The 25,942-nt window shown below is 65.9% G+C and carries 20 protein-coding genes; 6 read left to right on the top strand and 14 right to left on the bottom strand.

Features of this window, described 5'->3' with window-relative positions; genetic code table 11:
• From ACP16H_RS13250 to ACP16H_RS13220, 7 genes are all read right to left on the bottom strand, one after another.
• Positions 1 to 774, bottom strand: coding sequence for an L-iditol 2-dehydrogenase (locus ACP16H_RS13250; protein WP_425072785.1), 774 nt, complete (start codon positions 772 to 774; stop codon positions 1 to 3).
• Entirely contained in the window at positions 771 to 1,775 is a 1,005-nt protein-coding gene (locus ACP16H_RS13245; protein ID WP_425072784.1) for an ABC transporter ATP-binding protein, read from the bottom strand. Before ACP16H_RS13245 ends, ACP16H_RS13250 begins: the two co-directional genes overlap by 4 nt.
• A gap of 14 nt (positions 1,776 to 1,789) precedes the next feature.
• The gene (locus ACP16H_RS13240; protein WP_425072783.1) at positions 1,790 to 2,620 is read right to left on the bottom strand and encodes a carbohydrate ABC transporter permease; all 831 of its coding nucleotides are present in this window, start codon (positions 2,618 to 2,620) and stop codon (positions 1,790 to 1,792) included.
• Positions 2,621 to 2,628: 8 nt separating this feature from the next.
• Positions 2,629 to 3,495 (bottom strand): carbohydrate ABC transporter permease, encoded by an 867-nt coding sequence (locus ACP16H_RS13235; protein WP_425072782.1) that lies wholly within the window; start codon positions 3,493 to 3,495, stop codon positions 2,629 to 2,631.
• A gap of 197 nt (positions 3,496 to 3,692) precedes the next feature.
• The gene (locus ACP16H_RS13230) at positions 3,693 to 4,997 is read right to left on the bottom strand and encodes an ABC transporter substrate-binding protein (protein ID WP_425072781.1); all 1,305 of its coding nucleotides are present in this window, start codon (positions 4,995 to 4,997) and stop codon (positions 3,693 to 3,695) included.
• Between the two features lie 131 nt (positions 4,998 to 5,128).
• Complete coding sequence (locus ACP16H_RS13225; RefSeq protein WP_425072780.1) at positions 5,129 to 6,154, bottom strand: LacI family DNA-binding transcriptional regulator; 1,026 nt, start codon at positions 6,152 to 6,154, stop codon at positions 5,129 to 5,131.
• Between the two features lie 117 nt (positions 6,155 to 6,271).
• The gene (locus ACP16H_RS13220; RefSeq protein WP_425072779.1) at positions 6,272 to 7,945 is read right to left on the bottom strand and encodes a thiamine pyrophosphate-dependent enzyme; all 1,674 of its coding nucleotides are present in this window, start codon (positions 7,943 to 7,945) and stop codon (positions 6,272 to 6,274) included.
• Positions 7,946 to 8,103: 158 nt separating this feature from the next.
• Between ACP16H_RS13220 and ACP16H_RS13215 the strand changes: the two genes are divergently transcribed.
• Genes ACP16H_RS13215 through ACP16H_RS13205 form a run of 3 tightly spaced genes read left to right on the top strand, consistent with a single transcriptional unit; the run spans position 8,104 to position 12,398 of the window.
• Positions 8,104 to 8,811, top strand: a complete 708-nt coding sequence (locus ACP16H_RS13215; RefSeq protein ID WP_425072778.1) for an ABC transporter ATP-binding protein — start codon at positions 8,104 to 8,106, stop codon at positions 8,809 to 8,811.
• A 4-nt stretch (positions 8,812 to 8,815) separates the two neighbouring features.
• Positions 8,816 to 11,173 (top strand): ABC transporter permease, encoded by a 2,358-nt coding sequence (locus tag ACP16H_RS13210; RefSeq protein WP_425072777.1) that lies wholly within the window; start codon positions 8,816 to 8,818, stop codon positions 11,171 to 11,173.
• 4 nt (positions 11,174 to 11,177) lie between these two features.
• Positions 11,178 to 12,398: an efflux RND transporter periplasmic adaptor subunit gene (locus ACP16H_RS13205; RefSeq protein ID WP_425072776.1), complete on the top strand. Its 1,221-nt coding sequence runs from the start codon at positions 11,178 to 11,180 to the stop codon at positions 12,396 to 12,398.
• 100 nt (positions 12,399 to 12,498) lie between these two features.
• Here ACP16H_RS13205 and ACP16H_RS13200 read toward each other — a convergent pair whose 3' ends face one another.
• The 6 genes from ACP16H_RS13200 to nirB all read right to left on the bottom strand — a co-directional run bounded on the left by ACP16H_RS13200 (position 12,499) and on the right by nirB (position 19,136).
• A complete protein-coding gene (locus ACP16H_RS13200; protein WP_425072775.1) occupies positions 12,499 to 13,050 on the bottom strand; it encodes a carboxymuconolactone decarboxylase family protein in 552 nt (183 codons plus the stop codon).
• 78 nt (positions 13,051 to 13,128) lie between these two features.
• A complete protein-coding gene (cynS, locus tag ACP16H_RS13195; RefSeq protein ID WP_425072774.1) occupies positions 13,129 to 13,596 on the bottom strand; it encodes a cyanase in 468 nt (155 codons plus the stop codon).
• 12 nt (positions 13,597 to 13,608) lie between these two features.
• The gene (locus tag ACP16H_RS13190) at positions 13,609 to 15,327 is read right to left on the bottom strand and encodes a protein kinase domain-containing protein (RefSeq protein ID WP_425072773.1); all 1,719 of its coding nucleotides are present in this window, start codon (positions 15,325 to 15,327) and stop codon (positions 13,609 to 13,611) included.
• A gap of 58 nt (positions 15,328 to 15,385) precedes the next feature.
• Positions 15,386 to 16,225: a formate/nitrite transporter family protein gene (locus tag ACP16H_RS13185; RefSeq protein ID WP_425072772.1), complete on the bottom strand. Its 840-nt coding sequence runs from the start codon at positions 16,223 to 16,225 to the stop codon at positions 15,386 to 15,388.
• A 143-nt stretch (positions 16,226 to 16,368) separates the two neighbouring features.
• On the bottom strand, positions 16,369 to 16,698 hold the full coding sequence (nirD, locus tag ACP16H_RS13180) for a nitrite reductase small subunit NirD (protein ID WP_425072771.1): 330 nt from the start codon (positions 16,696 to 16,698) through the stop codon (positions 16,369 to 16,371).
• Positions 16,695 to 19,136 carry a nitrite reductase large subunit NirB gene (gene nirB, locus ACP16H_RS13175; protein WP_425072770.1) on the bottom strand — a complete coding sequence of 814 codons (2,442 nt, stop codon included), beginning with the start codon at positions 19,134 to 19,136 and terminating at the stop codon, positions 16,695 to 16,697. Before nirB ends, nirD begins: the two co-directional genes overlap by 4 nt.
• A 428-nt stretch (positions 19,137 to 19,564) precedes the next feature.
• Between nirB and ACP16H_RS13170 the strand changes: the two genes are divergently transcribed.
• From ACP16H_RS13170 to ACP16H_RS13160, 3 genes are read left to right on the top strand one after another with little or no spacing between them, the layout of a single operon-like run.
• Positions 19,565 to 20,803 (top strand): metallophosphoesterase family protein, encoded by a 1,239-nt coding sequence (locus tag ACP16H_RS13170; RefSeq protein WP_425072769.1) that lies wholly within the window; start codon positions 19,565 to 19,567, stop codon positions 20,801 to 20,803.
• Positions 20,803 to 24,225 carry an AAA family ATPase gene (locus ACP16H_RS13165; protein WP_425072768.1) on the top strand — a complete coding sequence of 1,141 codons (3,423 nt, stop codon included), beginning with the start codon at positions 20,803 to 20,805 and terminating at the stop codon, positions 24,223 to 24,225. The genes ACP16H_RS13170 and ACP16H_RS13165 overlap by 1 nt, the downstream gene beginning before the upstream one ends.
• Positions 24,222 to 24,626 carry an acyl-CoA thioesterase gene (locus tag ACP16H_RS13160; protein WP_425072767.1) on the top strand — a complete coding sequence of 135 codons (405 nt, stop codon included), beginning with the start codon at positions 24,222 to 24,224 and terminating at the stop codon, positions 24,624 to 24,626. The genes ACP16H_RS13165 and ACP16H_RS13160 overlap by 4 nt, the downstream gene beginning before the upstream one ends.
• Here ACP16H_RS13160 and ACP16H_RS13155 read toward each other — a convergent pair.
• Complete coding sequence (locus ACP16H_RS13155; RefSeq protein WP_425072766.1) at positions 24,623 to 25,864, bottom strand: cytosine deaminase; 1,242 nt, start codon at positions 25,862 to 25,864, stop codon at positions 24,623 to 24,625. The genes ACP16H_RS13160 and ACP16H_RS13155 overlap by 4 nt on opposite strands.
• Positions 25,865 to 25,942: the final 78 nt, after the last annotated feature.

Raw genomic sequence — 25,942 nt, 5'->3', positions numbered from 1 at the left:
TTAACTCATCCAGTTGCCGCCGTCGACGTTGTACGTCTGGGCGACGATATACGCGGCGTCATCCGAGGCGAGGAAGACCGCCATGCCGGTCAGGTCCTCCGCAGTCCCCATGCGGCCAAAGGGGACGGCTTCGCCCACTTCTTTCTTCTTCTGGCCGGGGGCCTTGTTTTCATACCTGGCAAAGAACGCATCCACGCCGTCCCAATGCTCGCCATCCACCACGCCGGGCGCGATGGCGTTCACGTTGATGCCGTGCTGGATCAGGTTCAGGCCCGCCGACTGGGTCAGCGAGATAATCGCCGCCTTGGAGGCACAATAGACGGCCACCAGCGACTCGCCGCGACGCCCCGCCTGCGAGGCCATGTTGATGATGCGCCCCTTGATGCCGCGTTCGATCATGTGCTTCGCCACGGCCTGCAAGGTGAACAGCGGCCCCGCCACGTTGATCGCCATGACGCGGTCATAGTCCGCGCGGGTGATCTCGGTGATGGGCGCTGCGGTGAACAGCGCCGCGTTGTTGATGAGGATGTCGATCTGCCCCAGACGCTCGACCGTCTCGGCCACCGCCGCGTCGATGCTGGCCTGATCGGTGACGTCCATCCGCACTGCGATCGCCGCCGCGCCGATCTCTTCCGCCGCACGCAGGGCGCGGTCGATGTCGATATCCGCGATGCAGACCCGCGCGCCCTCGGCCACGTAACGCTTGGCAAAGGCCAGACCGATGCCGCGTGCGGCACCGGTGATGAGCGCTGTTTTCCCGGCCAGCCGCGTCATGCGATCCGCAGCCCCTGAGCGTCGAAACGATGGATCACGTCCGACCGCGGCGTCAGGTAGATCCGGTCGCCGTGCTTCAGACCGACCTCGCCATCGGCACGCACGGTGATGGTCTCTGCCAAACCCGTCTCGTGGATGTGGAAGAACGTGTCGCTGCCCAGATGCTCGGCCACGCCCACGACCCCCGACCACAGCCCGTTTTCGCCCGAGACGTCGATATGCTCGGGGCGGATGCCGATGGTATGCGCATTGTGCTTGGCCGCTTCTGCACCCTCGATCAGGTTCATCTTGGGCGACCCGATGAAGCCCGCGACAAAGGTGTTCCGCGGCGTTCGGTACAGCTCCAGCGGGCTGCCCACCTGCTCCACATGACCGGCGCGCAGCACGACGATCTTGTCGGCCATGGTCATGGCTTCCACCTGATCGTGCGTCACGTAGATCATCGTCGTGTTCAGCCGCTTGTGCAGCTCGGAAATCTCCAGCCGCATCCCCACCCGCAACGCCGCGTCGAGGTTCGACAGCGGTTCGTCGAACAGGAAGGCCTGCGGTTCGCGCACGATGGCGCGCCCGATGGCGACCCGCTGGCGCTGGCCCCCGGACAGCTGCCCCGGCTTGCGGTCGAGGTAGTCGGTCAGGTTCAGCGCCTCGGCCGCCTTGGCGATGCGCCGGTCCTGCTCTGCCTGGTCCATGCCCGCCATCTTCATCGGAAAGGCGATGTTCTTGCGGACCGACATATGCGGATACAAAGCATAGGACTGGAACACCATGGCCAGACCGCGTTTTGCGGGCGGCAGCGCCGTGGCGTCCGTGCCGTCGATCACGATCCGCCCGTCGGTGGTGTCCTCCAGCCCCGCGATCAGCCGCAAAAGCGTGGATTTACCGCAGCCCGACGGGCCGACAAAGACCGTGAATTCGCCGTCTTCGATGGTCAGGTCCAGCGGCGGGATGACCTCGGCCTCGCCGAAGCGCTTGACCACTTTCTCAAGTACGATGCGTCCCATGGGTCAATTCCCCCTTATTTCACCGCGCCGAATGTCAGGCCGCGGACAAGTTGCTTCTGGCTGAACCAGCCAAGGATGAGGATCGGCGCGATGGCCATGGTGGACGCCGCCGAAAGCTTGGCGAAGAACAGCCCCTCGGGAGAGGAGTAGGAGGCGATGAATGCCGTCAGGGGTGCTGCCTTGGCCGCCGTCAGGTTCAGCGTCCAGAAGGCCTCGTTCCACGCCAGGATGAGGTTCAGCAGCAGCGTCGAGGCGATGCCCGGCAGTGCCATGGGCGTCAGCACGTAAAGGATCTCTTCCTTCAGACCGGCCCCGTCCATACGCGCCGCTTCGAGGATCTCGCCGGGGATTTCCTTGAAGTAGGTATACAGCATCCAGACGATGATCGGCAGGTTGATGAGCATCAGCACCACGATCAGGCCCAGCTTGGTGTCCAGCAGCCCGAGTTTGATGAACAGCAGGTAGATCGGATACAGAACCCCCACCGCCGGCAGCATCTTGGTCGAGAGCATCCACATCAGGATGTCCTTGGTCCGGCGCGAGGGCACGAAGGCCATCGACCAGGCGGCGGGCACCGCGATGATCAGCCCCAGCAGCGTCGACCCACCGGCGATGGCGATCGAATTCCACAGGAACTTGCCGTAGTCCGACCGTTCCATGACCACCGAATAGTTCTCCAGCGTCCAGTCGAAGAAGAAGAACACCGGCGGATCGGCGATGGCCACGGCCTCGGTCTTGAACGAGGTCAGGATGGTCCAGAGGATCGGGAAGAAGATCAGCAGGCCGATCCCCCAGGCGATGACGGTGTTGACCGCCTTGCGTTGTGTCGTAACGGAACGAGCCATGGTCTACCTCAGTTGTCCAGGTTCTTGCCGACGATGCGCATCAGGAAGACGGCAATGATGTTGGCGAGAATGATGGCATAGACACCGCCCGCGGACCCCAGTCCGACGTTCTGGCTTTCCAGCACGCGCTGGAAGATCAGGTACGTCAGCGTCTTGGTTCCAAAGGCACCGCCCGTGGTGACGAAGATCTCGGCAAAGATCCCCAGCAGGAATATCGTCTGGATCAGGATGACGACCGAGATGGCGCGCGAAAGGTGCGGCAGGATGATGTACCAGAACCGCTTCAGCGACGGCGCGCCGTCCATCTCCGCCGCCTCCAGCTGTTCGCTGTCGAGCGACTGGATGGCGGTCAGCAGGATCAGCGTCGCAAAGGGCAGCCACTGCCAGCTGACGATCAGGATGATCGACTGCAACGACGCCTGGCTGACCCATTCCACCGGTTGCGCGCCGAAGAAGGTCCACAGGTGTGCGAACAGGCCGTAGTTGGCGTCCATGAAGAAGTTCTTCCAGACCAGCGCCGACACGGTGGGCATGACGAAAAACGGCGCGATCACCAGGATGCGGACAGGCCCCTGCCCCCACATCGGCTGATCCAGCAGCAGCGCCAGCAGGATGCCCAGCACCGTGGTGATGATCAGCACGCCGCCGACGATCACCAGCGTCGTCTGGATCGAGGGCCAGAAGGCCGAGGATGTCACGAACCGGACGTAATTTTCAAAGCCCACCCACCCGAGGTCGCCGCCGCGCAGCGGCAGGTATTTCTTGAAGGAGAAATACAAAGTCATGGTAAGCGGGACGAGCATCCAACCGAGCAGCAGGATGACCGCGGGGGCCATCATCAGCCGGGCGGCCGAGCGGGAATGCTGGGTGGCCATCGGGGGCTTCCTCCCTGTTGACGGACCTTGCACGCCCGCCTTCAAAGGTTTGATCTGTTTTCGAATGAACCGGAGCGCAGCGGTGCGCGGCACCGGGTCTCCGTGGTCTTCACACAGGCGATGAACACCGTCACTACCCATGCGGAATAGAAAAGGCCGAGGGGCAGACCTGCCGCCCCCCGGCCCGGGAGGAGCCCTTAGTATCCGGCTGCTTCCATTGCGTCGGTGGTGATGGCCTGCGCCTTCTCCAGCGCTTCGTCAACGGACTGCTGGCCCGCGTAAACCGCCGAGAATTCCTGGCTCACCTCGGTGGCGATGCCTGCGAATTCCGGGATCGCGGCGAACTGCACGCCGACGTAGGGAACCGGGTCGACCGTGGGGTTGTTCGGGTCAGCCGACAGGATCGAGTCCAGCGTCATCTGAGCGAAGGGAACCTTCTGGTATTCGGGGTTCTCGTACAGCGAGGTGCGTGCGCCCGGGGGAACGTTGGCCCAGCCTTCCTTGGCGGCGACCAGCTCGATGTAGTCCTTCGAGGTTGCCCATTCGATGAACTGCTTTGCCGCATCGACCTTCTGGGTGCCTGCCGGAATGCCCAGCGCCCATGCCCACAGCCAGTTGCCGTTCTTGTTCACGCCGTCCTTGTGCGGTGCGAGGGCAAAGCCCACCTTGTCCGCCACGGTCGAGTCGTTGGGGTTGGTCACGAAGGACGCCGCCACCGTGGCGTCGATCCACATGCCGCACTTGCCCTGCTGGAACAGCGAGAGGTTCTCGTTGAAGCCGTTGGTGGCATAGCCTGCCGGACCGCTCTCGTTCATCATCTCCGAGAAGAACGTCAGCGTCTCTTTCCATGCGGGCTGGTCGAACTGGGCTTTCCAGTCCTCGTCGAACCAGCGTGCGCCGAAGGAGTTGGACATCGCGGTGATGAAGGCACCGCCCTCACCCCAACCGGCCTTGCCGCGCAGGCAGATGCCGTTGATGTCGTTGTCGCGGTCGGTCATCGCCGCTGCGGCCTCGCGGATGAATTCCCAGGTCGGCGAGCCCTCGGGCATCGACAGACCGGCCTTCTCCATCAGGTCGGTGCGGTACATGATCATCGACGATTCACCGTAGAACGGTGCCGCGTACAGCGTGCCGTCGTGCGACAGGCCGCCTGCCATCGCGGGCAGGATGTCCTCGACGTCATAGCCTTCGGACAGGTCGTCCAGCGGCACCAGCCAGCCGTTCGCACCCCAGATGGGGGTCTCGTACATGCCGATGGTCATGATGTCGAAAGCACCGCCCTTGGTGGTGATGTCGGTGGTGACGCGCTGGCGCAGCACGTTTTCTTCCAGCGTGACCCACTCGACCGTGTGCCCGGTCTTGTCGGTGAAGTCCTGCGTCAGACCCTGCATGCGGATCATGTCGCCGTTGTTCACGGTCGCGATGGTGATGGTCTCTGCGTGAGATGCGCCCGCAATAAGCGTAAGCGCAGTCGCCGCACGAAGTGCGTTACGAAGGTACATCCGGCTCCTCCCTTTGGTTCAGATGTGACAAAAGGACCCTAGCCGGGGACATGCCGCGCCGTCAATAAAATTTTTACGCGCGATAATTTTCTATTTTGCACTCGCAGCAATTCACATGAGCAAGCCGCAGGTCACGCGGACTCCCGCATCACAAGCTTGCCTTCGAACAGCTTGACCTCGTAGGAAAATTCCTCTCCCTCGATGGCCCGGAACAGGGTGGCGACCGCCTCCCTCGACACGCTGTCGTAGTCCTGCGCGATGGTCGTCAGCGGGGGGCAGGTATACCGCGAGAACGGGTGGTCATCCTGACCGGCCACTCGAATCGCGCAGCCCTCGGCTCGCCCGACGCTAAGCCCCGACTCATAACAAGCGGTTAAGAAACCGATGGCGAGTCGGTCGTTCGAGCACAGCACCGTGTTGGTCTTCATTTCGCCGGACTTCAGCACGCGGTGACCGCCCTGCCGCCCGATCTCCTCGAAATGCCAGCCGATGCCTTCGACGCTGAAGATCTGCGGCTCCAGCCCGACGCTCTCCATCGCGTCGATGTAGCTTTGCCGACGCTTGCGCGCGTTCGGGTTCGCGGGCGTCTTCATCTCGAAGAAACAGGGCGGCTCGCCCGTCCGGCACAGGTAATCCACGATCAGCCGTGTGAACTGCGGGTTGTCCGAGCCCACGAAGGCCAGCCCCGTATCGACGATGTTGGAATCGAACAGAACCGTCGGCACCTCGTCGCAGAACGCCTTCACCGCCGCCACGTCCGAGGCACGCCCCAAGGGCGCCAGCAGTGCCCCCGCCGGTTTCAGCGCACGCAGGTTGTCGAGGATATCGTTCTCCGTCGCCGTCTCGCCATGGGCCGAGAAGATCGTCGGCCGATACCCCATCTCGACGCAGCGCTGTTCGATGTTGCGGGCGAATTCCGCGAACACCGGGTCGGCGAGGTAGGGCACGAGGATGCCCACCGTCTTGGTCTGCTTGCGGTTCTGGTTGATGGCAAAGATGTTGGGCCGGTAGTCATACTGCTCCAGCGCCGCCTCGATCTTGGCGCGGGTCGACGGGCGCACGCTCTCGGGATCGTGGAAGTATTTCGAGACGGTCGGGCGCGAGATGCCGCTGACCGCCGCAAACTCTTCCATATTCCTGATCTTCACGTCGCTCATGCGTACAGTCGTCCTCCGCGCCGCTTGCCTGCGGCACCTTTTTCTTTGCCATTGGCTTTACCGTTACTTGTCGCGCGGAAAAAATCAACTTGCTTCGCGCCACAACCCTTGGGCGATCTACTTGCCCGCCTTCTGCGCCGCCTCGCGCATCTGGCTCAGCGTCACCCTCGGCGTCAGCGCCTCTTCCGAGATATTGAGGTCCAGCACCGCCCCTGTCCCGGACTCCAGCGCCCGCGCAAAAGCCGCCGCGAAATCCGCCGTGCTTTCAACACGTTCGCCGTGGAACCCATAGGCCCGCGCCAGCGCCGCGAAATCCGGCGAGACCATCGTCGTCCCCGACACCCGCGCCGGGTAATGGCGTTCCTGATGCGCGCGGATCGTGCCGTAAATCCCGTTGTTCAGGATCAGCACGATGGGCGTCGCCCCAGCCTGCCGCGCCGTCGCCAGTTCCTGCAAGTTCATCTGGAAATCGCCGTCCCCGGCAAAACATATGACGCAGCGCTCGGGGTCCGCGACCTTGGCCGCAATCGCCGCGGGCAGTCCATACCCCATGGCCCCCGACTGCGGTGCAAGCAGCCGCTGTTTCGGCCCGAAGCGAAAGAAATACCCCGGCCAGACCGCGAAATTCCCCGCGCCATTGGTCAGGATCGCGTCGTCCGGCAGCACCTCCTGCAAATGCGCGATCACCTGCCCCATGTCCACGGGCGAGGGCTGCGGCGGCAGCTCGAACCCGGCCTCGAACGCCTTGCGCGCCGCTCCGTACCAGCCGTCATCCTCACGCTCCAGCGGCCCGCCTTCGACCATGGTCATCATGAACTCGGACGGGTCCGCCTGAATGCCCAGCAAGGGCTGGTAGACCTTGCCCAATTCGCGGTCGCTGCCATGCACATGGATCAGCCGCTGCTTCGGCTCCGGCACGTCCAGCAGCGTGTACCCCATGGTCGAATTCTCGCCGAACCGGATGTTGATCGCGAGGATCACGTCCGCCTCCTCGATCAGCTTTCTGGTCGAGGGCCACATCCCCACCCCCGCGTGCCCGGCAAAGGCAGGCGAGTGGTTGTCGAACTGGTCGTTGTAGCGGAACACCGCCACCGCCGGGATCTCGTTCTCCTCGGCAAACAACTGCAACGCCCGCCGCCCGACATCGCTCCAGTTGCTCCCCCCGAACACGATCAGCGGGCGCTTCGCCCCCTCCAGCAGATCGCGGGCATCGTTCTCGGCATCCACGGCCACCGCAGGCGCGGCGATCCGCGCCGGACCACTGATCGCATGCACATCGGTTTCCGACGACAGCATGTCCTCGGGCAGCGCGATCACCACCGGTCCGGGTCGCCCCGTGGTCGCCGTCACCCAGGCGCGGGCGATGATCTCGGGGATGCGCTCGACCCGGTCGATCTCCACCGCCCACTTGGCGACCGTCCCGTAGACCGCGCGATAGTCGATCTCCTGAAAGGCCTCACGCCCCTTCATGTCGGTGCCCACCTGCCCGACAAAGACCAACATCGGCGCGGAATCCTGCATCGCCGTGTGAATGCCGATCGAGGCATTGGTCACCCCCGGCCCGCGCGTCACCATGCAGATGCCCGGTTGCCCCGTCAGCTTGCCCCAGGCCGCCGCCATGAAGCCCGCGCCGCCCTCGTTGCGGCACAGCACATAGTCCAGCGCGCCCCCGGTGTCGTGCAGGGCATCCAGCACCGCGAGGTAGCTCTCCCCCGGCACGCCAAAGGCCTTCGTCGCCCCGAGGTTCACGAGGCATTCCACCAAAAGCCGCCCGCCGTGCCGTTTCGCCATGTCCAAGGGTCCTTTCCAAATCGGTTCGGCAGACCATCACCCGTCCGGGGAACGAGTGCAACGTGCATGGCAGCCATGCGCCCCAAAGGCAGGCACCTTGCGCCAGATCATGCAGCGCCGACTCGCCTTATGCGATACGGGAGACGACAGGAGGCCCCATGCCCGAAACCGTCTTTCGCACCCAAGGCCTGACCAAGGTCTACACCACCGGCGCCGTGCAGGTGCACGCCCTCGCCGGCGTGGACCTCGACCTCTATGCCGGGGAACTGGCCGTGCTGCTAGGCGCCTCCGGCTCGGGCAAGTCCACGCTGCTGAACATCCTCGGCGGGCTGGATCACGCCACAGCGGGCCGCGTCTGGTTCCGCGAGACCGAGCTGACCACCCTCGGCGACCGCGCCCTGACGCGCTATCGCCGCGACCACGTGGGCTTTGTCTTCCAGTTCTACAACCTTGTCGCCTCGCTGTCTGCGCGCGAGAACGTGCAGCTTGTCACCGACGTCGCGCCCAACCCCATGCCCGCCGCCGAGGCGCTGGAGCGTGTCGGCCTCGGCCACCGGCTGAACCATTACCCGGCCGAGATGTCGGGCGGCGAACAGCAGCGCGTCGCCATCGCCCGCGCCATCGCCAAGCGCCCCGAGGTGCTGCTGTGTGACGAACCCACCGGCGCGCTGGATTCAAAGACCGGCGTGCAGGTGCTGGAGGTCCTGAAACAGATCAACGACGAATTCGGCACCACCACCGTGGTCATCACCCACAACGCAGGCATCCGCAAAATGGCCCACCGCGTCGTGCGGTTCGCCGATGGCCGCATCGCCGGGGTCGAAGTCAACGAGACCCGCATCGCCCCGCACGAGATCGCGTGGTAACCCCATGCAGGCGCTCGACATAAAGCTCCTGCGCGACTTCGAACGCCTCTGGATACAGGGCGTGGCCATCGCCGTGGTGCTGGCCTGCGGCGTGGCGATCCTGCTCACCGCCTTTGGCATGCACACCGCCCTGACCGACACCCGCGCCGCCTATTACGAGCGCAACCGCTTTGCCGATGTCTTTGCCGACGCCCGCCGCGCGCCGAACAGCCTGCTGCCGGAAATCGCCGCCCTCCCCGGCGTCTACGCCGTGGAGCCCCGCGTGCAGGGCCTCGCCACGCTGGACCTGCCGAACCGTGACGAGGTCGCCATGGGCCAGTTCCTGTCCTGGCCCGCCGACAACGACCCGCTGCTCAACGTCCCCCTGCTGAAGACCGGCACCTACCCCGAAAAACCCGGCGAGGTCATGGTCACGACCAGCTTCGCCGAGGCCAATGCCTTCGACATCGGCGCACAGTTCTCGGCCAACCTCTCCGGCCAGAGACGGACCCTGACGATCACCGGCACAGCCCTCAGCCCCGAGTTCATCTACACCATCGGCCCCGGCGCGCTGATGCCCGACAACGAGGGCTTTGGCGTGATCTGGATGCCTGAATCGCAGATGGAGGCCGCCTTCGACATGGCCGGGGCCTTCAACCACCTCGCGCTGAAACTCTCGGCCGATGCCGTGCAGGCGGACGTGCTCGACCGCCTCGACGACCTGCTCGACCCCTACGGCGGACAGGGCGCCCATGGCCGCGACCTGCAAATGTCCGACGCTTTCGTGACGTCCGAGATCAACCAACTGGCGGGAATGGCCCGCGTCGTCCCGCCGATCTTCTTTGCCATCTCCGCCTTCCTCGTCGGCATGGTCATGAGCCGCATCGTCGCCCTCGAACGGTCGGAAATCGGACTGCTGAAGGCGCTCGGCTACTCCGATCTTGAAATCTCGATCCATTACCAACTGCTCGCCGTGCTCATCGCCTTCATCGGCATCGCGCTTGGCTGGGGCCTCGGCACGCTGCTCGCCCGCCTCATGGCCTGGCAATACGCGCAATTCTTCGAATTCCCCTACCTGATCTTCCGCGTCCCCGCATGGGTCTACGCCGCCTCCGGCCTCGCCGCGCTGCTGACGACCATGCTCGGCGCGCTGAACGCCGCGCTCAAGGCCGCGCGCCTCGCCCCCGCCATCGCCATGCAGCCGCCCGCGCCCCCGGTGTTCCGCCGAAGCCTGCTCGACGTGCTGATGACCGCCTTCCGGCTGAAGCAGACCACCATCATGGTGCTGCGCCGCCTGCTGCGCTGGCCAATCCGGTCCGCCCTGACCGCCGCTGGCCTCGGCGCGGCGACGGCCTCCGTCATCGCCTCGGGCTTCATGGGCGATGCCTTGGGCAAGATCGTTGACACCGCCTTCAACCAGTCCATGCGTCAGGACGCCATGGTGCTGTTCACCCAGGACGTGCCCGACAGCGCGCTGACCGACCTCTCCCGCCTGCCCGGCGTGCTCATGGTCGAAGGTCAGCAGTTCCACGCCGTCATCCTCCGCCACGGCCCGCTGGAAAAGCGCGTCTCGCTGGAAGCCCGTCCCGAGGGGGCCGACCTCTCCCGCGCGCTTGGCACCGATGGTCAGCCGATCACCCCGCCCGAGGGCGGCATCCTGCTGTCGGACCGCCTCGCCACGGCGCTCGATGTGCAGACCGGCCAGACCATCGAGGTCGAATTCCTCACCGGCCTGCGCGAGACCCACGACATGCCCGTCGCGGGGCGGGTCGAGCAATACTTCGGCCTTGGCGCCTATGTCGCCACCGAAACGCTCGACCGCCTGCTGCGCCGCAGCCCGCAGATCAACGTCGGCAACCTCCTGCTGGACGACACGCAGCTCCCCGAACTGCACGCCGCCCTTCAAGACACCCCGGCCCTCTCCGGCCTCATCATGATGGACGAGAACCGCCGCGCCTTCGAGGAGACGATCAACCAGAACGTCTCGGTCATCAACGGCGTCTACGCCGCCATCGCCATCCTCATCACCGTGGGCGTCGCCTACAATGGTGCCCGCATCCAGCTGTCGGAAAACGCCCGCGAACTGGCCTCGCTGCGCATCCTCGGTTTCACCCGCGCCGAGGTCTCCTTTGTCCTCATCGCCGAAACCATGCTCCTCGCCATCGCCGCCCAACCCATCGGCTGGCTGCTTGGGGCGTGGATCGCACAGGCCCTGTCGAACAGCTTCACCTCGGACCTCTACGGCATCCCGCTTGTTCTGGAGCCCGCAAACTTCGCCCGCGCCAGCCTGATCGTGCTGGCCGCAAGCCTCGCCTCCGTCCTCGTCGTGCGCCGCCGCCTCGACCGGATGGACCTCGTGGCCGTCATGAAAACAAGGGAGTAGACCCATGGTCTGGACCACGCGCACCACGCTTCTTTCCGCCGCCGGGGCCGCCATGATCGGTGGCCTCGCATGGGTCGCCTTCCGCGACACGCCCGTCCCGGTGGACCTCGTCCCCGTCACCCGCGCGCCCCTCGCCGTCACCATCGACGCCGACGGCAAGACCCGCATCCGCGACCTTTACGAGATCTCTGCCCCCATTTCCGGCACCGCCCAGCGCGCCCCCGTCGCCGTTGGCGACCCCGTGGCCCAGGGCGTCACCGTCATCGCGAACCTGCAACCGCTCTCGTCCTCGCTGCTCGACGCCCGCTCCCGCGCCCAGGCCGAGGCCGCCGTGGCCGAGGCCCGCGCCGCCCTCGACGTCGCCCGCACCGAACTGGCCCGCACCGAGGAACAGCAGACCTTCGCCACCATGCAATACGACCGCACCAAGGCGCTGGCCAACCGCGGCGTCGCCACCCTCACCCAGCTGGAATCCGACACCCAAGCCGTGACCCTCGCCAACGCCGCCGTCACCGCCGCCCGCGCCTCCGTCACCATGGCCGAAGGCACGCTGAGCCGCGCCGAGGCGGCCCTCCTCGGCCCCGATGGCCCCGAGGCCGACAGCCAATGCTGCGTCACCCTCACAGCCCCCACCGACGGCGTCGTCCTGTCCATCACCCAGATCAGCGAACACCCCGTCACCGCCGGGCAATCGCTGCTGACCATCGGCGACCCCGACAACCTCGAGATCATCGCCGACCTCCTGTCCTCCGACGCCGTCCGCATCGCGCCCGGCACCAAGGCCCGCGTCGAACGCTGGGGCGGCCCCGAAACACTCGAGGCCACGCTGGACCGCATCGAACCGGCAGCCGAAACCCGCGTCTCCGCCCTCGGCATCGAAGAACAGCGCGTCGACGCCATCTTCACCTTCACCTCACCGATCGAAGCCCACGCAGGCCTCGGCCATGGCTTCGCCGTCTACCTGCGCATCGTGGAATGGGAAACCGACGCCACCCTGCAAATCCCCCTCGGCGCCCTCTTCCGCAAAACCGACGGAAACGGCGACAGATGGGCCGTCTTCACCGTCATTGACGGCCTCGCCCGGGAACAAACCGTCACCCTCGGCCACCGCTCCAGCCGCATGGTCGAAATCCTCGACGGCGTGACCGAAGGCGACCTCATCGTCACGCACCCAAGCGATGCCGTGCGCGACGGCGTCACCATCATCGACCGCAACGACCTGTGACCCCCGCCCCTGCTTCTTTGGTTTCGGAAATACCTCCGCCGGAGGCACCCCGAGGCCGGCAAGGGCCGAGACACCCAGCGCGCGGCCGCGCCGCGCACCGCTATTTCAACGGCCGCGCCGCCAGTTCCGCCGCCACGTCACCGTCCACCTCCGTGCCGCATGTGTTCAGCATGAATCCCAGCACGGAATAGAACCCCACGGTCGCAATCAGGTCGAACACCCCCTCCTTGCCCACCAGGGCCTCCACCTCGCGCAGCTGCCCCTCCGACAACCGCTTGTCATCGAACAACGCATCCACCGCGCCGGCCAGCAGCGCATCCTCCGCCGCCATCCCCTCCAACGGCCCCCTCAACGACGCAATCCGCGCATCCGACAGGCCAACCGCCCGCCCGCGCACCACGTGATGCGCCCACTCGTACCCCGATCCCAAACGGACCCCGGTGCGCAGGATCACCACCTCCGACCGCTCAACCCCCAGCGCCGTGTCCAGCACCACATGCTGGCGCAAAGGCCCCCAGGCGCGCAGCAAGGCCGGGTGATGCGCCATGGTCCGATAGACATCCAGCCGCCCGGCAAAACCCGCCTGCATGTCGCCGACCGCCTCGGGCCACACCTCCGGCCCCAACGGCCCGTATCCTTCCAAAGCCCCCATCCCACGTCCTCCCGCAAAGAAAAGACCGCGCCGGAACACCCGGCGCGGCCCTTCACCCATACCCCGAAGGGTCACTCGTCACCACGCATTATACCCAAGGAACTTGCCCGACATCTTCACCTCGACCCGGTCCCCCTTGGGGTTCTCGATCCGCGTCACTTCCATGTCGAAGTCGATGGCCGACATGATGCCGTCGCCGAACTTCTCGTGGATCAGCGCCTTGAGCGTCGGGCCATAAACGCCCACGATCTCGTAGAACCGATAGATGCAAGGGTCCGTCGGCACGGTCTGTTCCCAGATCTTCGTCGGGCTCTCCACCAAGGCAGGCACCGCCGTCTCCGGCAGCTCCAGCAGCGCCACCAGCGCCCCCGCTTTTTCCTCGGAAAAAGCGTTCATCCCCATGCAGGCCGAATGCGTCCACACCGGCGACATGCCGATCGCTTCGCCGATGCCTTCCCAGCTCAGCCCCATCTTGCGCTTCGCCGCGAGGATCAGCGCCGTGGCGTCCTCCTTGTCGAGGTATTCGGCGGTCATCAGGTCTTTCATGGTCAGTCCTCCTTATTGGTTGATGAGCAGGTAGATCAGCACCACGCACAGCACGGCGAGCACCCCCGACACGCCCTGCCAGAAGCGCAGCGGGTTGCGTTCCGCCAGCGGCACATGCCGCCCGGCGCGGTAGACGGAGCCGGGACGCGACAGGTCCGCGACGAATTCGGACAGGGCGGGGTAGCGGTGGAACGGATCGGGGTGCAGCGCCTTCTTCAGCGCCGCATCCATCCAGTCCGGCACGGCGTTGTCCTCGGCCCGCGCAGGCGCATAGCTCAGCCGCGCCACGTCACGTCGTGACGACACCCGAGCCACCTGCGCGCCATAAGGCAGCCGCCCCGTCAGCATCTCGTAGGCGATGACCCCCAGCGCGAACTGGTCCGACCTGGCCGAGGCCGCATCCCCCGCGAGGTACTCCGGCGCGGTATACTGGAAGGTCCCCGGCAGTTGCGGCAGCGTGCCCGGCGCGGCCTCCTCGACCCCCGCCACGTAACACGACCCGAGGTCGATGATCTTCACCGTCCCCTCCGCGTCGATCATGACGTTCTCGGGCCGCAGGTCCTGATGGATCATCTCGCGCCGGTGCAGCGCCCGCAGCCCGCGCGCGATCTGCTCGACGATGCCGCGCACCGCGTCCAGCGAGGGCTGCGGGTGGTCCACCATCCACTGGCGCAGGGTCACGCCCTCGATCCATTCCGTCACGACATACAGCGCCGTCCGCTCGCCTGACGGGACCGCCCCGACCACATGGCTCGACGACACCCGCCGCGCGATCCATTCCTCCAGCGCAAAGCGCCGCAGATGCGCCGCATCCTGCGCCATCTCCTGCGTCGGCACCTTCAGCGCCACCCGCCCGCTCGGCCCCTCCGCCAGGAACACGTGGCTCCGCGCCGTCGACTGCACGGGCCGCAAGATACGAAACCCGTCCAGCATACCCCCCGCCTTGGGAAGGACCGGCAGCGGCAGCCGCGCCATGTCGGTCTCCAGCGCCTCGCCCTCGGGCGGCAGCCCCTCCACCCGCACGATCTGCACCGTCAGGTTGTCGTCCGACCCGGCATCCAGCGCCGCCTGCGCCACAGCCTCCGCCGCCGCATCCAGCGTTTCGGCACCCGCGATCGCCTCGCGCACCACGCGCCCCGTCACATGCTCGTGCACCCCGTCGGTGCTCAGGACGAACACGTCACCCACGAACAGCGGCACCGCGCGGTAGTCCACCTCGACCGTGGCATCCGCCCCCATCGCCCGCCCGAGGTAGCTCTCCTCGGCCGACAGCACGACCCGGTGATCCTCCGTCAAGGGCTCCAGTGACGCGCCGACCAGCCGCGACACCCGGCTGTCGCCCACATGGATCACATGCCCCCGCCGCCCCTTCAACACCAAGGCCGACAGCGTGCACACCCGCCCGGAATTGATGTCATCGACCGAGGAATTCTGCCCGTGCAGCCAAGCATTGGTTGCCTTCACCACGGTCTCGGCGCTGCTTTGCACCGTCCAGGCCTCTGGCGTGTCGTAGTAATCCGTCATCATCGCGCGCACGCAGATCTCGGAGGCATCCCGGCTGATGCGGCTCGACGAGATCCCGTCGGCAAGGGCCAGCACCACGCCCTTCAGGGCCAGTGCGTCGCCTTCGGGGATGCTCACCCCGTGGAAATCCTGATTCTCCGGTTTGCGCCCCGCACAGGAATACTGTCCGACAGTGACGGTCAGCCTGTCCATGGTGTCCTTTGGCATTGCGTGGGCTCCGGGAAAGGGAAAGGCCCCGCCATCATGGCAGGGCCTTCCGGTCTGTTTATTCTGCCGGGGTGGCTTCGGCCGCCGGGATCGCGTTGCGCTTCGGGCTTTCGCGGAAGTGCGTCGCGTAGATCATGCCGCCCACGAAGGTCAAACCGCCGACGAGGTTGCCCAGGACCACGGGGATCTCGTTGTAGGCGAAGTAGTCGAACCAGGTGAAGTTGCCGCCCAGCATGATGCCCGAGGGAAAGAGGAACATGTTCACGATCGAGTGCTCGAAGCCGAGGTAGAAGAAGACGATGATCGGCATCCACATCGCCATGATCTTGCCCGAGGTCGAGGTCGACATCATCGCGGCGACCACACCCGTCGACACCATCCAGTTGCACAGCACGGCGCGGACGAACACGGTCAGCAGGCCAGCGCTGCCGGCAGCGGCATAGCCCAGCGTCCGGGCCTCGCCGATGGTGCCGATCTTCTGGCCCACGGCATTCGGTTCCGCCGAAAAGCCGGTGGTGAAGACGATCGCCATAAGCACGGCGGTGGTCATGGCCCCGGCAAAGTTGCCGCAGAACACAAGGCCCCAGTTGCGGAAGACACCCTTCCAGGTGCAGCCCGGACGCTTGGCGATCACCGCCAGCGGCGCCAGCGTAAACACGCCGGTCAGCAGGTCAAAACCCATGAGGTACAGCAGGCAGAAGCCCACCGGGAACAGCAGCGAGGCGACGAGGAAGTTGCCCGTCTGCACCGCGATGGTCACCGCAAAGGCCGCCGCAAGCGCGAGGATCGCCCCGGCCATATAAGACCGGATGAGCGTGTCCTTGGTGGCCATGAAGATCTTGGATTCGCCGGCATCGACCATCTTGGCCGCGAATTCCTTTGGCATGACATATGACATGGTTTGGTCCCTCTTCTTGATTTGGATGCGCCGGTCGCCCGGCAAGTCTGTCCCGGTCCCGGAAACGCGTGGCTCCGGGTCGCGGTGGTGATTGGGATGAAAGAACAAGGGCGCGACCCTCTCCCTGCCGCGCCTGTCATTGGTTAAATCTTCAGGTAGACCTCGCCGTCCTCGACCTTCACCTCGAAGGTCTGCGTCCGGCCCTCGTCCGCCCCCTGGGCCTCGCCTGTCTCCAGCGAGATTACCCAGTTGTGCAGCGGGCAGGTCACGCATCCGGCATGCACGATCCCTTGGGACAGCGGCCCGTTCTTGTGCGGGCAGCGGTCCTCCATGGCGAACACCTTGTCGTCCGAGGTGCGGAAGACCGCGATGGTCATCTCGCCGTTCTTGACGCAGCGCGCGCCCTGGCGGGGGATGTCCTCGACACGTCCGATCAGTCGCCAGTCGTATGTGGTCATGACTGCAAGGTTCATTCTGCGGCCTCCAGCTTCAGGTCTGCCATCGGGGTGAATTCATGGGCTTCCGCGCCCTGCACGCGCTCGGCCCAGGGGTCGATCTGCGCAAAGGTCTGGCTGTGCTCGAAGCGGTCGGCATAGGCGTTGCGGCTGTCGAGGTCGTCAAAGATGACGTCCTTGATGTGGTCGTAACCCAGTCGATCCGCCCACTTGTAGATGCGTTCGAGGTAGAAGCCCGTCTCGCGGTAATACTGCGTTAGCGCGCCGATGGTGCGGATGCAGTCCTCTTCGGTCTTCACCAGCCCCAACTCGGTCGTGCCCTGAATGTGCAGCCCCGCCGCACCGCCATAGACGATCTGATACCCGCTATCGACGCAGATCACGCCGATGTCCTTGCAGGTGGCCTCCGCGCAGTTGCGCGGGCATCCCGTCACCGCCAGCTTCAGCTTGGCCGGCGACCAGGACCCCCAGAGGTATTTCTCCAGCTTGATCCCCAGACCCGTCGAGTCCTGCGTCCCGAACCGGCACCAGTCCGTGCCGACGCAGGTTTTCACCGTGCGCAGGCCCTTGGCATAGGCCGCGCCCGAGATCATGCCCGCATCGTTGAGGTCCTTCCACACCGGGATCAGGTCCTCTTTCTTGACGCCCAGCAGGTCGATGCGCTGGCCGCCCGTCACCTTCACGCTCGGGATCTTGTACTTGTCCGCCACGTCCGCGATGGCGCGCAGCTCGTCCGGGGTGGTCATGCCGCCGAACATGCGCGGCACCACCGAGTAGGTCCCATCCTTCTGGATGTTCGCGTGCACCCGCTCGTTGATGAAGCGCGACTGCTGGTCATCCACGTATTCACCCGGCCAGTCCGACACGAGGTAGTAGTTCAGCGCCGGGCGGCACTTGGCGCAGCCCTCGGGCGTCTTCCACTCCAACTCCTGCATCACCGCCGGGATCGACTTCAGCCCCTTCGACTTGATGAGGATACGCACGTCGCCATGGCCAAGGTCGGTGCAGCCGCACATGCCTTCGACCTTCTTCTCGAAGGCATCGCCCAGCGTCAGGGCAATCACCCCCTCGACGAGGTTGGTACAGGTCCCGCAGGAGGCCGAGGCCTTCGTATGCGCCCGGACTTCCCCCAGCGACGTCAGCCCCTTGTCGGTGATCGCCTGCACGATCTGCCCCTTGCAGATGCCATTGCAGCCGCAGATTTCCGCATCATCGCTCAGGTTCGCAATCGCCGCCAGCGGGTCCGCCGCAGCACCCCCCTGATGCGCCTGGCCAAAGATCAGCGTCTCGCGCATCTCCTCGACACAGTCGCCCGATTTCAGGAACTCGTTGTACCAGCCACCGTCTGCCACATCGCCATACAGAACCGCGCCGACGACCTTGTTGTCGCGCAGGATCACGCGCTTGTAGGTGCCGCGCTTGGCATCGCGCAGGACGATGTCTTCCAGCGCCGGATCCTCGCCGAACTCACCGACCGAGTAGAGGTTGACCCCCGTCACCTTCAGCTTCGTCGGGGTCTCGTTGTGCTTGAACGCCGCCTCGGTCCCGGTCAGCGTCGCCGCCGCCACCCGCGCCATCTGGTAGAGCGGCGCGACAAGGCCGTAGACCATCCCGTCGACCTCGGCACATTCGCCCACCGACAGGATATCGGGGTCCGAGGTCACCATGTCCGCGCCGACCTGAATTCCGCGCCCGACCTCCAACCCGCAGGACTGCGCCAGCGCCACGTTCGGACGGATGCCCACGGCCATGACCACCAGCGACGCCTCGATGATCGTGCCGTCTTCCAGCTCCACCGCCTCGACATGATCGACGCCGTGAATGGCCTTGGTGTTGGCCTTGCAGCGGATGTCGATGCCGCGGCCCGCCAGTTCCTTCTCCAGCAGGTAGCCCGCCGCCGGGTCCAGCTGGCGCTCCATCAGCGTCGGCATCAGGTGCAGAACCGTCACCTCCATGCCCTGCATCCGCAGGCCCGCCGCCGCTTCCAGCCCCAGCAGACCACCGCCGATCACCACGGCGCGCCCGCCCTTGGCCGCCGCCGCTTTCATCTGGTCCACATCGGCCAGATCGCGATAGGCGCAGACGCCTTTCAGCTGATCGCCCGGCACCGGGATGATGAAGGGATTGGACCCCGTGGCAAAGACCAGCTTGTCATAAGACGCCTCGATCCCGCCCTCGGACCGCACGGTCTTCGCCTCGCGGTCCACATGCACGACCTTCTCGCCCTTGTGCAGGGTGATGCCGTGGTCGGCGTACCAGGCGTCGTCATGAATGACGATATCGTCGAACGACTTCTCGCCTGACAGCACCGGCGACAGCATGATCCGGTCGTAGTTCACGCGCGGCTCGGCGTTGAAGATCGTCACATCGAAGGCGTCCGACGCCTCGAACAGATGCTCCAGCATCCGCCCCGGCGCCATGCCATTCCCGATGATGACCAGTTTCTGTTTGGACATGTCGTCCCTCCGGTTCCTTGCGAAACCGGCAGAGCGGTTCGCGGCAAATTCAGTCAGATGCGGATGGACCCGCGCTCATAGACCCCGTTCGGGGTGAACAAGCAGCGCCATTGCTGCGACCCCGTTCAGGGGCGTTTGACGGAAGATGCCGCGCCGTTGCGGCTGGGACCTGTGCGTTCACGGTCGCCTTGTTCGAATCGTTAGCCGCGAATGCTGCGCCTGCGCAATGACCGCCGCGCCGAACCCCTGCGATTTTCGGAAAATCGCACCCACCCAGGCAAAACCTGCGCAAAACTTGAGCAGACAACCCTTGCCCCCGCCGCAGCGCGGCACCCGGAGCACGCGGCGATTCCCGCCGCAGCGAATCGTCCACACGTTGCACCTGCCCCGCCCCCGCGCCATAGTCGCCCGAGGCCAGGAGCAGACCCTTGACGAAACTCATCCACACCGCGGACGTCCACCTGGACTCCCCCCTGAAATCGCTGGCCCTGCGCGACCCCGACCTGCGCGAGCACGTCATGACCGCGACCCGCACAGCCTTCGCGCGCATCGTCGATGCGGCGCTGGACGAAGAGGTCGCGGCCGTCTTGATCGCGGGCGACCTCTTTGACGGGGCCGAGCGCAGCGCCCGCACCGGCGCCTTCCTCACCGCACAGCTTGACCGCCTGCGCGCGGCGGGGATCAAGGTCTACTACATCAAGGGCAACCACGACGCCGAGAACCCCATCACCGGCGAACTCACCCTGCCCGACAACGTGCATGTCTTCACCGGTCACGGCGGAAAGGACCAACTTGCCCATAACATTTTTGTCCACGGGGTGAGTTTTTCCGGAAAACACGCTCCAGAAAGCCTCTTGCCAAAATTTCCCGCCCCGGTTCCCGGCGCAGTGAACATTGCAATGCTGCACACCTCGCTGGCAGGGGCCGCCGGACACGACGTCTACGCGCCCTGCACCTTGGCGGACCTGAGCGCGATGGGCTTTGACTACTGGGCGTTGGGCCATGTCCACAAAAGGCAGTTGCATTCCGAGGCTCCGTGGATCGTCATGCCCGGCTGTCCCCAAGGCCGCGACATGGGCGAAGCCGGCCCGAAATCCGCGACCCTGATCGAGATTTCCGACCACGACAACCGCATTACGAGCGTCAGCGAAATAAGCACATCCATAGCACGATTGTCAGCTGACAATTTTAACCTCTCCGATCTCGCCACGACAGATGCAGTTCGGGACGCGTTGCGCGCTCACGTCCGCCGATTGGCCGCTGCTTCGGACGCAGAGATCACGATACTCCGTCTCACCTTTACCGGCGCTACGCCGCTGCGCTGGCAAATGGTGCGAGACCGTGATGTCTGGGAAGAGACTGCCCGCGAGATGGCCCGCGATACCGGCACCCTTTGGATCGAGAAGGTTGCGTTCGACCTCTCCGACCCTTTGGCTGCGCCGTCCTCCAGTGCCACCGACGACCTCGCGCGCCTCATGGACGACCTGCGTGCGGAACCCGGTTTTCAAGGCCAGCTGCGCGTCGAGATGGAGGCGCTGCTCTCTGAGCTTCCCGCCAGCCGCCGCGCGGCACTGCTGCCAGACGCCGCTACGGCAGAGAGCCTCACCGACGAGATCGCCCGCGCCGGGGCGCATTCGATCCTCGCCCGCATGAAGGGGGTGTCGTGATGCGCCTGCGCACCCTCTCGCTTGATCTGTTCGGACACTTTACTGACCGCCGTTACAATTTCGGCGACGGCACGGATTGCGACTTTCACATCATTTACGGTCCAAACGAGGCGGGAAAGACCACCACGATGGAGGCCGCGCTGCGCCTTCTTTACGGATTTCCACACCGCGACCCCTATGACTTCCAGCACCAGAAGGCGAACCTGCGCCTTTCCGGCGTGCTGGACATTGATGGCAAGCCTCAGACCTTCACCCGCGTACCGTCGCGCAAGGCACCGCTCCTGGACGCCAGCGGCATCCCGATCCCTGAAAGCGCGCTGTCCGCCCACCTCGGCGGGCTGACCGAACAGGACTACCGTGCACTCTTGTGCCTGGACGACGAAACCATCGAGACCGGCGGCGAAGACATCGCCAACGCGCGCGGCGACATAGGCAAGCTGCTGTTCTCTGCCGCGGCGGGCATCGCTGACCTGAACGCCGTGCTCGATCAGGCGCGCAGCGAGGCCGACACGCTGTATCGCAAGCGGGCCAGCACCACCGCGATGGCCACGCTGAAAAAGGAACTCGCCGACGTTGAAAGGGGCATCCGCGAAAAGGACACCACCGCCTCGGCATGGAAGGCCCTGAAGAAGTCGCTGGCCACAGCGCAGGCCGCTGAAACCGAGGCCCGCGCCACCCGCGATGCCCTTCAGGCCCGCGCTGCAGAAGTGGCCATACTCCGCCGGGCCCTGCCCCGGCTTGCGGAACGGGACACTCTGGCCGACGGACTGGCGGCCTTCGACGCCTACCCGGAGCGGCTCGACCTCGATCCCGAACATCTGGTTGACCTGACCACGCGGCAAGCCCGCGCTGCAGCCGACCTGACCCGGCTGTCAGCAGCGATCGCGGATACGCAGGCCGCACTTGACGCGCTGACGGTGGACACGGCGGACCTTGCCCTTGGAGAGAGGCTCGATGCACTGGACACGCTACGCAGCCGCCACGTCTCGGAAACACCTGACTTGCCGAAGCGTCGACGAGCCCTTGCGGACGCGCAGGCTGACATGGCCCGCGCCGCCCGCGACCTTGGCGCGCCCGAGGGCACCGATCCGCAGCGGTTGGTCCTCAGCCCCGCCGACCTCGCCGGGCTGGAGGCCGCGCGCGAAGACCTGCGCGATGCCATCGCCGCCGCAGAGCGCGAGGCCTGCGAGGTCGCGGACATGGATGCGCGGCTGACCGAAGCGCAACAGGCACGCGACGCGCTGGCCGCCAGCGCCCCGCCGCACGCGGCCGTCTCCGACCTGCTGACCCGCTACGAGGCCGACCGCCTCGCCCCGGCCCATGCCAGCGCCATGGCCGCCCTGCGCGCCGCGACACGCACCCGTGATGACGCCCTCACAGCGCTCACTCTGGGGGCGCATCGGTTCGACACCCTCCCCGATGCCCCGATGGACCGCGCCACGGCCCAAGCCCTCGCAGAGGAGCACAAGGCCTTGACAGACAAGGCTGACCGCGCCGAGGAGGACCGTCTCCGCGCCCTCGAAGACGCTGAGCGGCATGCGGCACAGGCCGACGTATTGACCGCCAACGGCCCAGCCAGCGATGCCGAGGCGCAGACTGCGCGTGCAGAGCGGGACTCGCGCTGGGTCACGCATCGCACCGCCCTGACAGAAGCAACGGCCACGGCTTTTGCACAAGCCATGGCACGCCACGACCAGCTTTCGGACACGCGCCTGAACCACGCCAACACCCTGGCCCAACTGCGCGAGATCACCCGGTCACAGGTCGATGCCGAGACCCGCGCCCGGCAGGCTGCCGAACGCTGTGCAACGCTCCTCGCGCGGCGAGATGACATCACGGAGCGCATACGCCGCGCTTGTACGACAGCGGGCCTGCCCGCCATGGCTCCGGCGGCGTTGCATGACTGGATGGCACACCACGCCACCGCCACCGATGCACAACGCGCGCTGGAGCACGTCACCCATGATCACGCCCCGGTGCTTGAGCGCGCTGATAAGCTACTGACACTCCTGCGCCCGCTGCTACCGCTCGACGATCCGGATCTGTCCAGTGCGCTGGACCATGCGCGCGCCTTGGCCCATGACTTGCGCAGCCATGCGACACGGCTTGCAAGTGCCGAGGACGGGCTGCAACGTCTCATTGCCGACCGCGAAGCCCGTCGCGCTGCGCATGACCGCGTTCAGGCTCGGGCCGAAGCCGCCCGTGCCACCTGGGAAGCGCGCGTCGCGACGTGTTTCAACGGTGCGCTCAGGCCCGAGACGCTGCTTGTCTCTTTGGCACCGCTTCAGACGCTGCGCGAACACGAAGCCCACCGTGTGCAGGCACAACGCCAGATCACGGCCATGGAGGCCGACCAGAAAGCCTTTGCCGAGGAGATGGCGATCCTTGCCGGGGGAGCAAGTGATGCTCCTCTCGAAACGTTCGACGCCCTGCGCCAGAAGGCCGACGCGGCGGCTGCGGCCCTGGCGCGCCGCGCGTCCCTGACAGCGCAGCGCGACCAACAGGCAGAGGCACGGGATGCCGCCCGCGAGGCGCTGAGCACCATCGCGGAGGAAGCGCGCGCCATTGCCAGGTCCTTCCCCGAGGACGTGCCGACAGAGACGCTCGACGATCTGCGCCGTACACTCGCCACGGCACGCGACGTGAACGACCGACGGTCCCGGCTGGCCGAGCTCGATCGGGCGTTGCTGGCGGACTTTGCCGTTCCGGATCTTGACGTCGCGCGTACCCGGCTGGAGGGCCTGACGCCCGCAGCCCTGGAGGCGGAGGCCGCCGGTCTGGTCACAGACTTGCAACGCGCGGAACAGGCCATGACCGAAGCCACGGCCGCCCGCGCCAACGCCCAGCGCGATCTGGACGCCGTCACCGGAGACGCCGAGATTGCTGTTCTGGTCGAACGCCGCACCACGCTGGAACTGGAAATCGAAGACACCGCGAGGCGTTATCTCGAGCTGGACTTCGGCCTGCGCCTCGCTGACGAGGCCATCCGCCGCTACCGCGACACGCACCGCAGCGGAATGATGGAAGCCACCGAGCGCGCCTTTGCCGAGCTGACGAATGGAGCCTATGCCCGCCTTCTGGCCCGTCCCGAAGGAAGCGGCGAGGTGCTTCAGGTGATCGACGCCCAGGGCACGGCGAAACAAGTGGCCGACCTGTCCAAGGGCACGCGTTTCCAGCTGTACCTTGCCCTGCGCGCCGCTGCCTACGAACAACTTGTTTCGCAGGGGGTCACGCTGCCGTTCTTCTGCGACGACATCTTCGAGACCTTCGACGAGGACCGCACCCGCGCCGCCTGCCGCCTGATGGAGCGCATCGGCCGCAGCGGTCAGGCGATCTATCTCACCCACCACCGCCACGTGGTCGACATCGCGCAAGAGGTCTGCGCCGTCGCCCCGCGCGTGCACCAGATTGGACAGACATGAGCCTTTTCACCCGCGACCACTGGATCAGCTTCGGCGATTGCGACCCGGCGGGGATCGTATATTATCCGAATTATTTCAAATGGATGGACACCTGCTTTCACACCTTCCTCGCGGATCGCGCCGGGGGTCACGCGACGCTGTGTGACCAACTTGGCTCGCGCGGGATCGGGTTGATGGAAGCCAAGCTCTCCTTCCGCTCCCCCGGTCTCGAAGGGCAGACAGTGACCTACAGCATCGACGCGATCACATGGTCGGGCCGCGCCTTCGACATTGCCTACAGCGCCCGTGTGGGCGAACGCCTGCTTCTTGAGGGCCATGAGCGGCGCGGGGTCTTCATCGAACGGGACGGTCGCCTGACCGCCGGGGACGTCGCACCGCTGAAGGCGCTTCTGAGGGTTTAAAATCCACAGTCCACCCCGACCTGCGCCGGCACCGTCCGGCTGACCACCCGGCCATGCGACACCACGGCCAGCCGCGCTGGCCGCAGGCGCAGCGCCTCGATCGGATCGGCGGCGTCCAGCACCACGAGGCTCGCCCGCGCCCCTTTCCGCAGGCCAAACTCCAGCCCCATCACCTGCGCCGCGGTCTCCGTCACCATCTGGAACGCCGCGTGCATCTGGTCGGGCGCGGTCATCAGCGCCACGTGCAGCCCCATATGCGCCACGTCCAGCATGTCACCCGAGCCCAGCGGATACCACGGGTCCATGACGCAATCCTGCCCAAAGGCCACCGTCACCCCGGCGGCGCGCAATTCCGGCACCCGTGTCATCCCCCGCCGCTTCGGGTAAGTGTCCATGCGCCCCTGCAACGTGATGTTGATCAGCGGATTGGGGATCGCCGCCACCTGCGCCTCTGCGATCAGGGGCAGCAGTTTCGCGACATAATAATTGTCCATGGAATGCATCGAGGTCAGGTGGCTCCCCGCCACCCGCCCTTGCAAGCCACAACGGATGGTCTCCGCCGCCAGCGTCTCGATATGCCGCGACAGAGGATCATCGGACTCGTCGCAATGCAGGTCCACCCGCAGGCCGCGTTCAGCCGCCAATTCGCAAGCGGCCCGGACCGAGGCCGCGCCATCCGCCATGGTGCGTTCGAAATGCGGGATGCCGCCGACCACGTCGACACCAGCGTCCAAAGCCCGGATCACCTGCCCCTCGGCCCCCTCGGCGCGGAACCAGCCGTCCTGCGGAAAGGCCACGAGTTGCAGGTCCAACACATCGCGCACCGCCTCGCGCACCTCCAGAAGCGCCTCCACCGTGCGAAACGAGGTATCCGTCACGTCCACATGGGACCGGATCGCCAGCACCCCCTTGCCCACAGCCTGCCGACAATAGGCCAGCGCTCGGGCGACGATATCCTGGCGCGTCTGTAGCTGCTTCAACTCGCCCCACAGCGCGATCCCCTCCAGCAGCGTCCCCGAGGCATTCACCCGCGGCGTGCCGTAGCTGAGCGTGGCGTCCATGTGGAAATGGCAGTCGACGAAGGGCTGTGTGACCAGCCTCCCCGAGGCGTCGATCACCTCGCGCGCCTCCGCGTCAATCTCCGGTGCGACCTCTGCGATGCGGTCGCCCGTGATGGCAATATCGGCGCGGGTGCCGTCCGCCAGCGTCCCGCCCTTCACGATCAGATCGAATGTCATGTGCCTGCCCTCTACCTGTCAGGGCAGAGTGGCGCGGCCTCACATCGGTTGCAATGCCGCGCAGAGGACCGGCCCATC

This window comes from Sagittula sp. S175, from assembly GCF_049800975.1.
GTDB lineage: Bacteria > Pseudomonadota > Alphaproteobacteria > Rhodobacterales > Rhodobacteraceae > Sagittula.
This window is presented reverse-complemented; position numbering and strand designations above follow the sequence as displayed.

Bases quoted from the DNA above. Each gene is read 5' to 3' on its own strand.
- ACP16H_RS13155 (WP_425072766.1), bottom strand. From the start codon at position 25,864: ATGACATTCGATCTGATCGTGAAGGGCGGGACGCTGGCGGACGGCACC.
- ACP16H_RS13230 (WP_425072781.1), bottom strand. From the start codon at position 4,997: ATGTACCTTCGTAACGCACTTCGTGCGGCGACTGCGCTTACGCTTATT.
- ACP16H_RS13205 (WP_425072776.1), top strand. From the start codon at position 11,178: ATGGTCTGGACCACGCGCACCACGCTTCTTTCCGCCGCCGGGGCCGCC.
- nirB (WP_425072770.1), bottom strand. From the start codon at position 19,136: ATGTCCAAACAGAAACTGGTCATCATCGGGAATGGCATGGCGCCGGGG.
- ACP16H_RS13160 (WP_425072767.1), top strand. From the start codon at position 24,222: ATGAGCCTTTTCACCCGCGACCACTGGATCAGCTTCGGCGATTGCGAC.
- ACP16H_RS13240 (WP_425072783.1), bottom strand. From the start codon at position 2,620: ATGGCTCGTTCCGTTACGACACAACGCAAGGCGGTCAACACCGTCATC.
- ACP16H_RS13235 (WP_425072782.1), bottom strand. From the start codon at position 3,495: ATGGCCACCCAGCATTCCCGCTCGGCCGCCCGGCTGATGATGGCCCCC.
- nirD (WP_425072771.1), bottom strand. From the start codon at position 16,698: ATGAACCTTGCAGTCATGACCACATACGACTGGCGACTGATCGGACGT.
- ACP16H_RS13250 (WP_425072785.1), bottom strand. From the start codon at position 774: ATGACGCGGCTGGCCGGGAAAACAGCGCTCATCACCGGTGCCGCACGC.
- ACP16H_RS13200 (WP_425072775.1), bottom strand. From the start codon at position 13,050: ATGGGGGCTTTGGAAGGATACGGGCCGTTGGGGCCGGAGGTGTGGCCC.
- ACP16H_RS13210 (WP_425072777.1), top strand. From the start codon at position 8,816: ATGCAGGCGCTCGACATAAAGCTCCTGCGCGACTTCGAACGCCTCTGG.
- ACP16H_RS13165 (WP_425072768.1), top strand. From the start codon at position 20,803: ATGCGCCTGCGCACCCTCTCGCTTGATCTGTTCGGACACTTTACTGAC.
- ACP16H_RS13185 (WP_425072772.1), bottom strand. From the start codon at position 16,225: ATGTCATATGTCATGCCAAAGGAATTCGCGGCCAAGATGGTCGATGCC.
- cynS (WP_425072774.1), bottom strand. From the start codon at position 13,596: ATGAAAGACCTGATGACCGCCGAATACCTCGACAAGGAGGACGCCACG.
- ACP16H_RS13190 (WP_425072773.1), bottom strand. From the start codon at position 15,327: ATGCCAAAGGACACCATGGACAGGCTGACCGTCACTGTCGGACAGTAT.
- ACP16H_RS13215 (WP_425072778.1), top strand. From the start codon at position 8,104: ATGCCCGAAACCGTCTTTCGCACCCAAGGCCTGACCAAGGTCTACACC.
- ACP16H_RS13220 (WP_425072779.1), bottom strand. From the start codon at position 7,945: ATGGCGAAACGGCACGGCGGGCGGCTTTTGGTGGAATGCCTCGTGAAC.
- ACP16H_RS13245 (WP_425072784.1), bottom strand. From the start codon at position 1,775: ATGGGACGCATCGTACTTGAGAAAGTGGTCAAGCGCTTCGGCGAGGCC.
- ACP16H_RS13225 (WP_425072780.1), bottom strand. From the start codon at position 6,154: ATGAGCGACGTGAAGATCAGGAATATGGAAGAGTTTGCGGCGGTCAGC.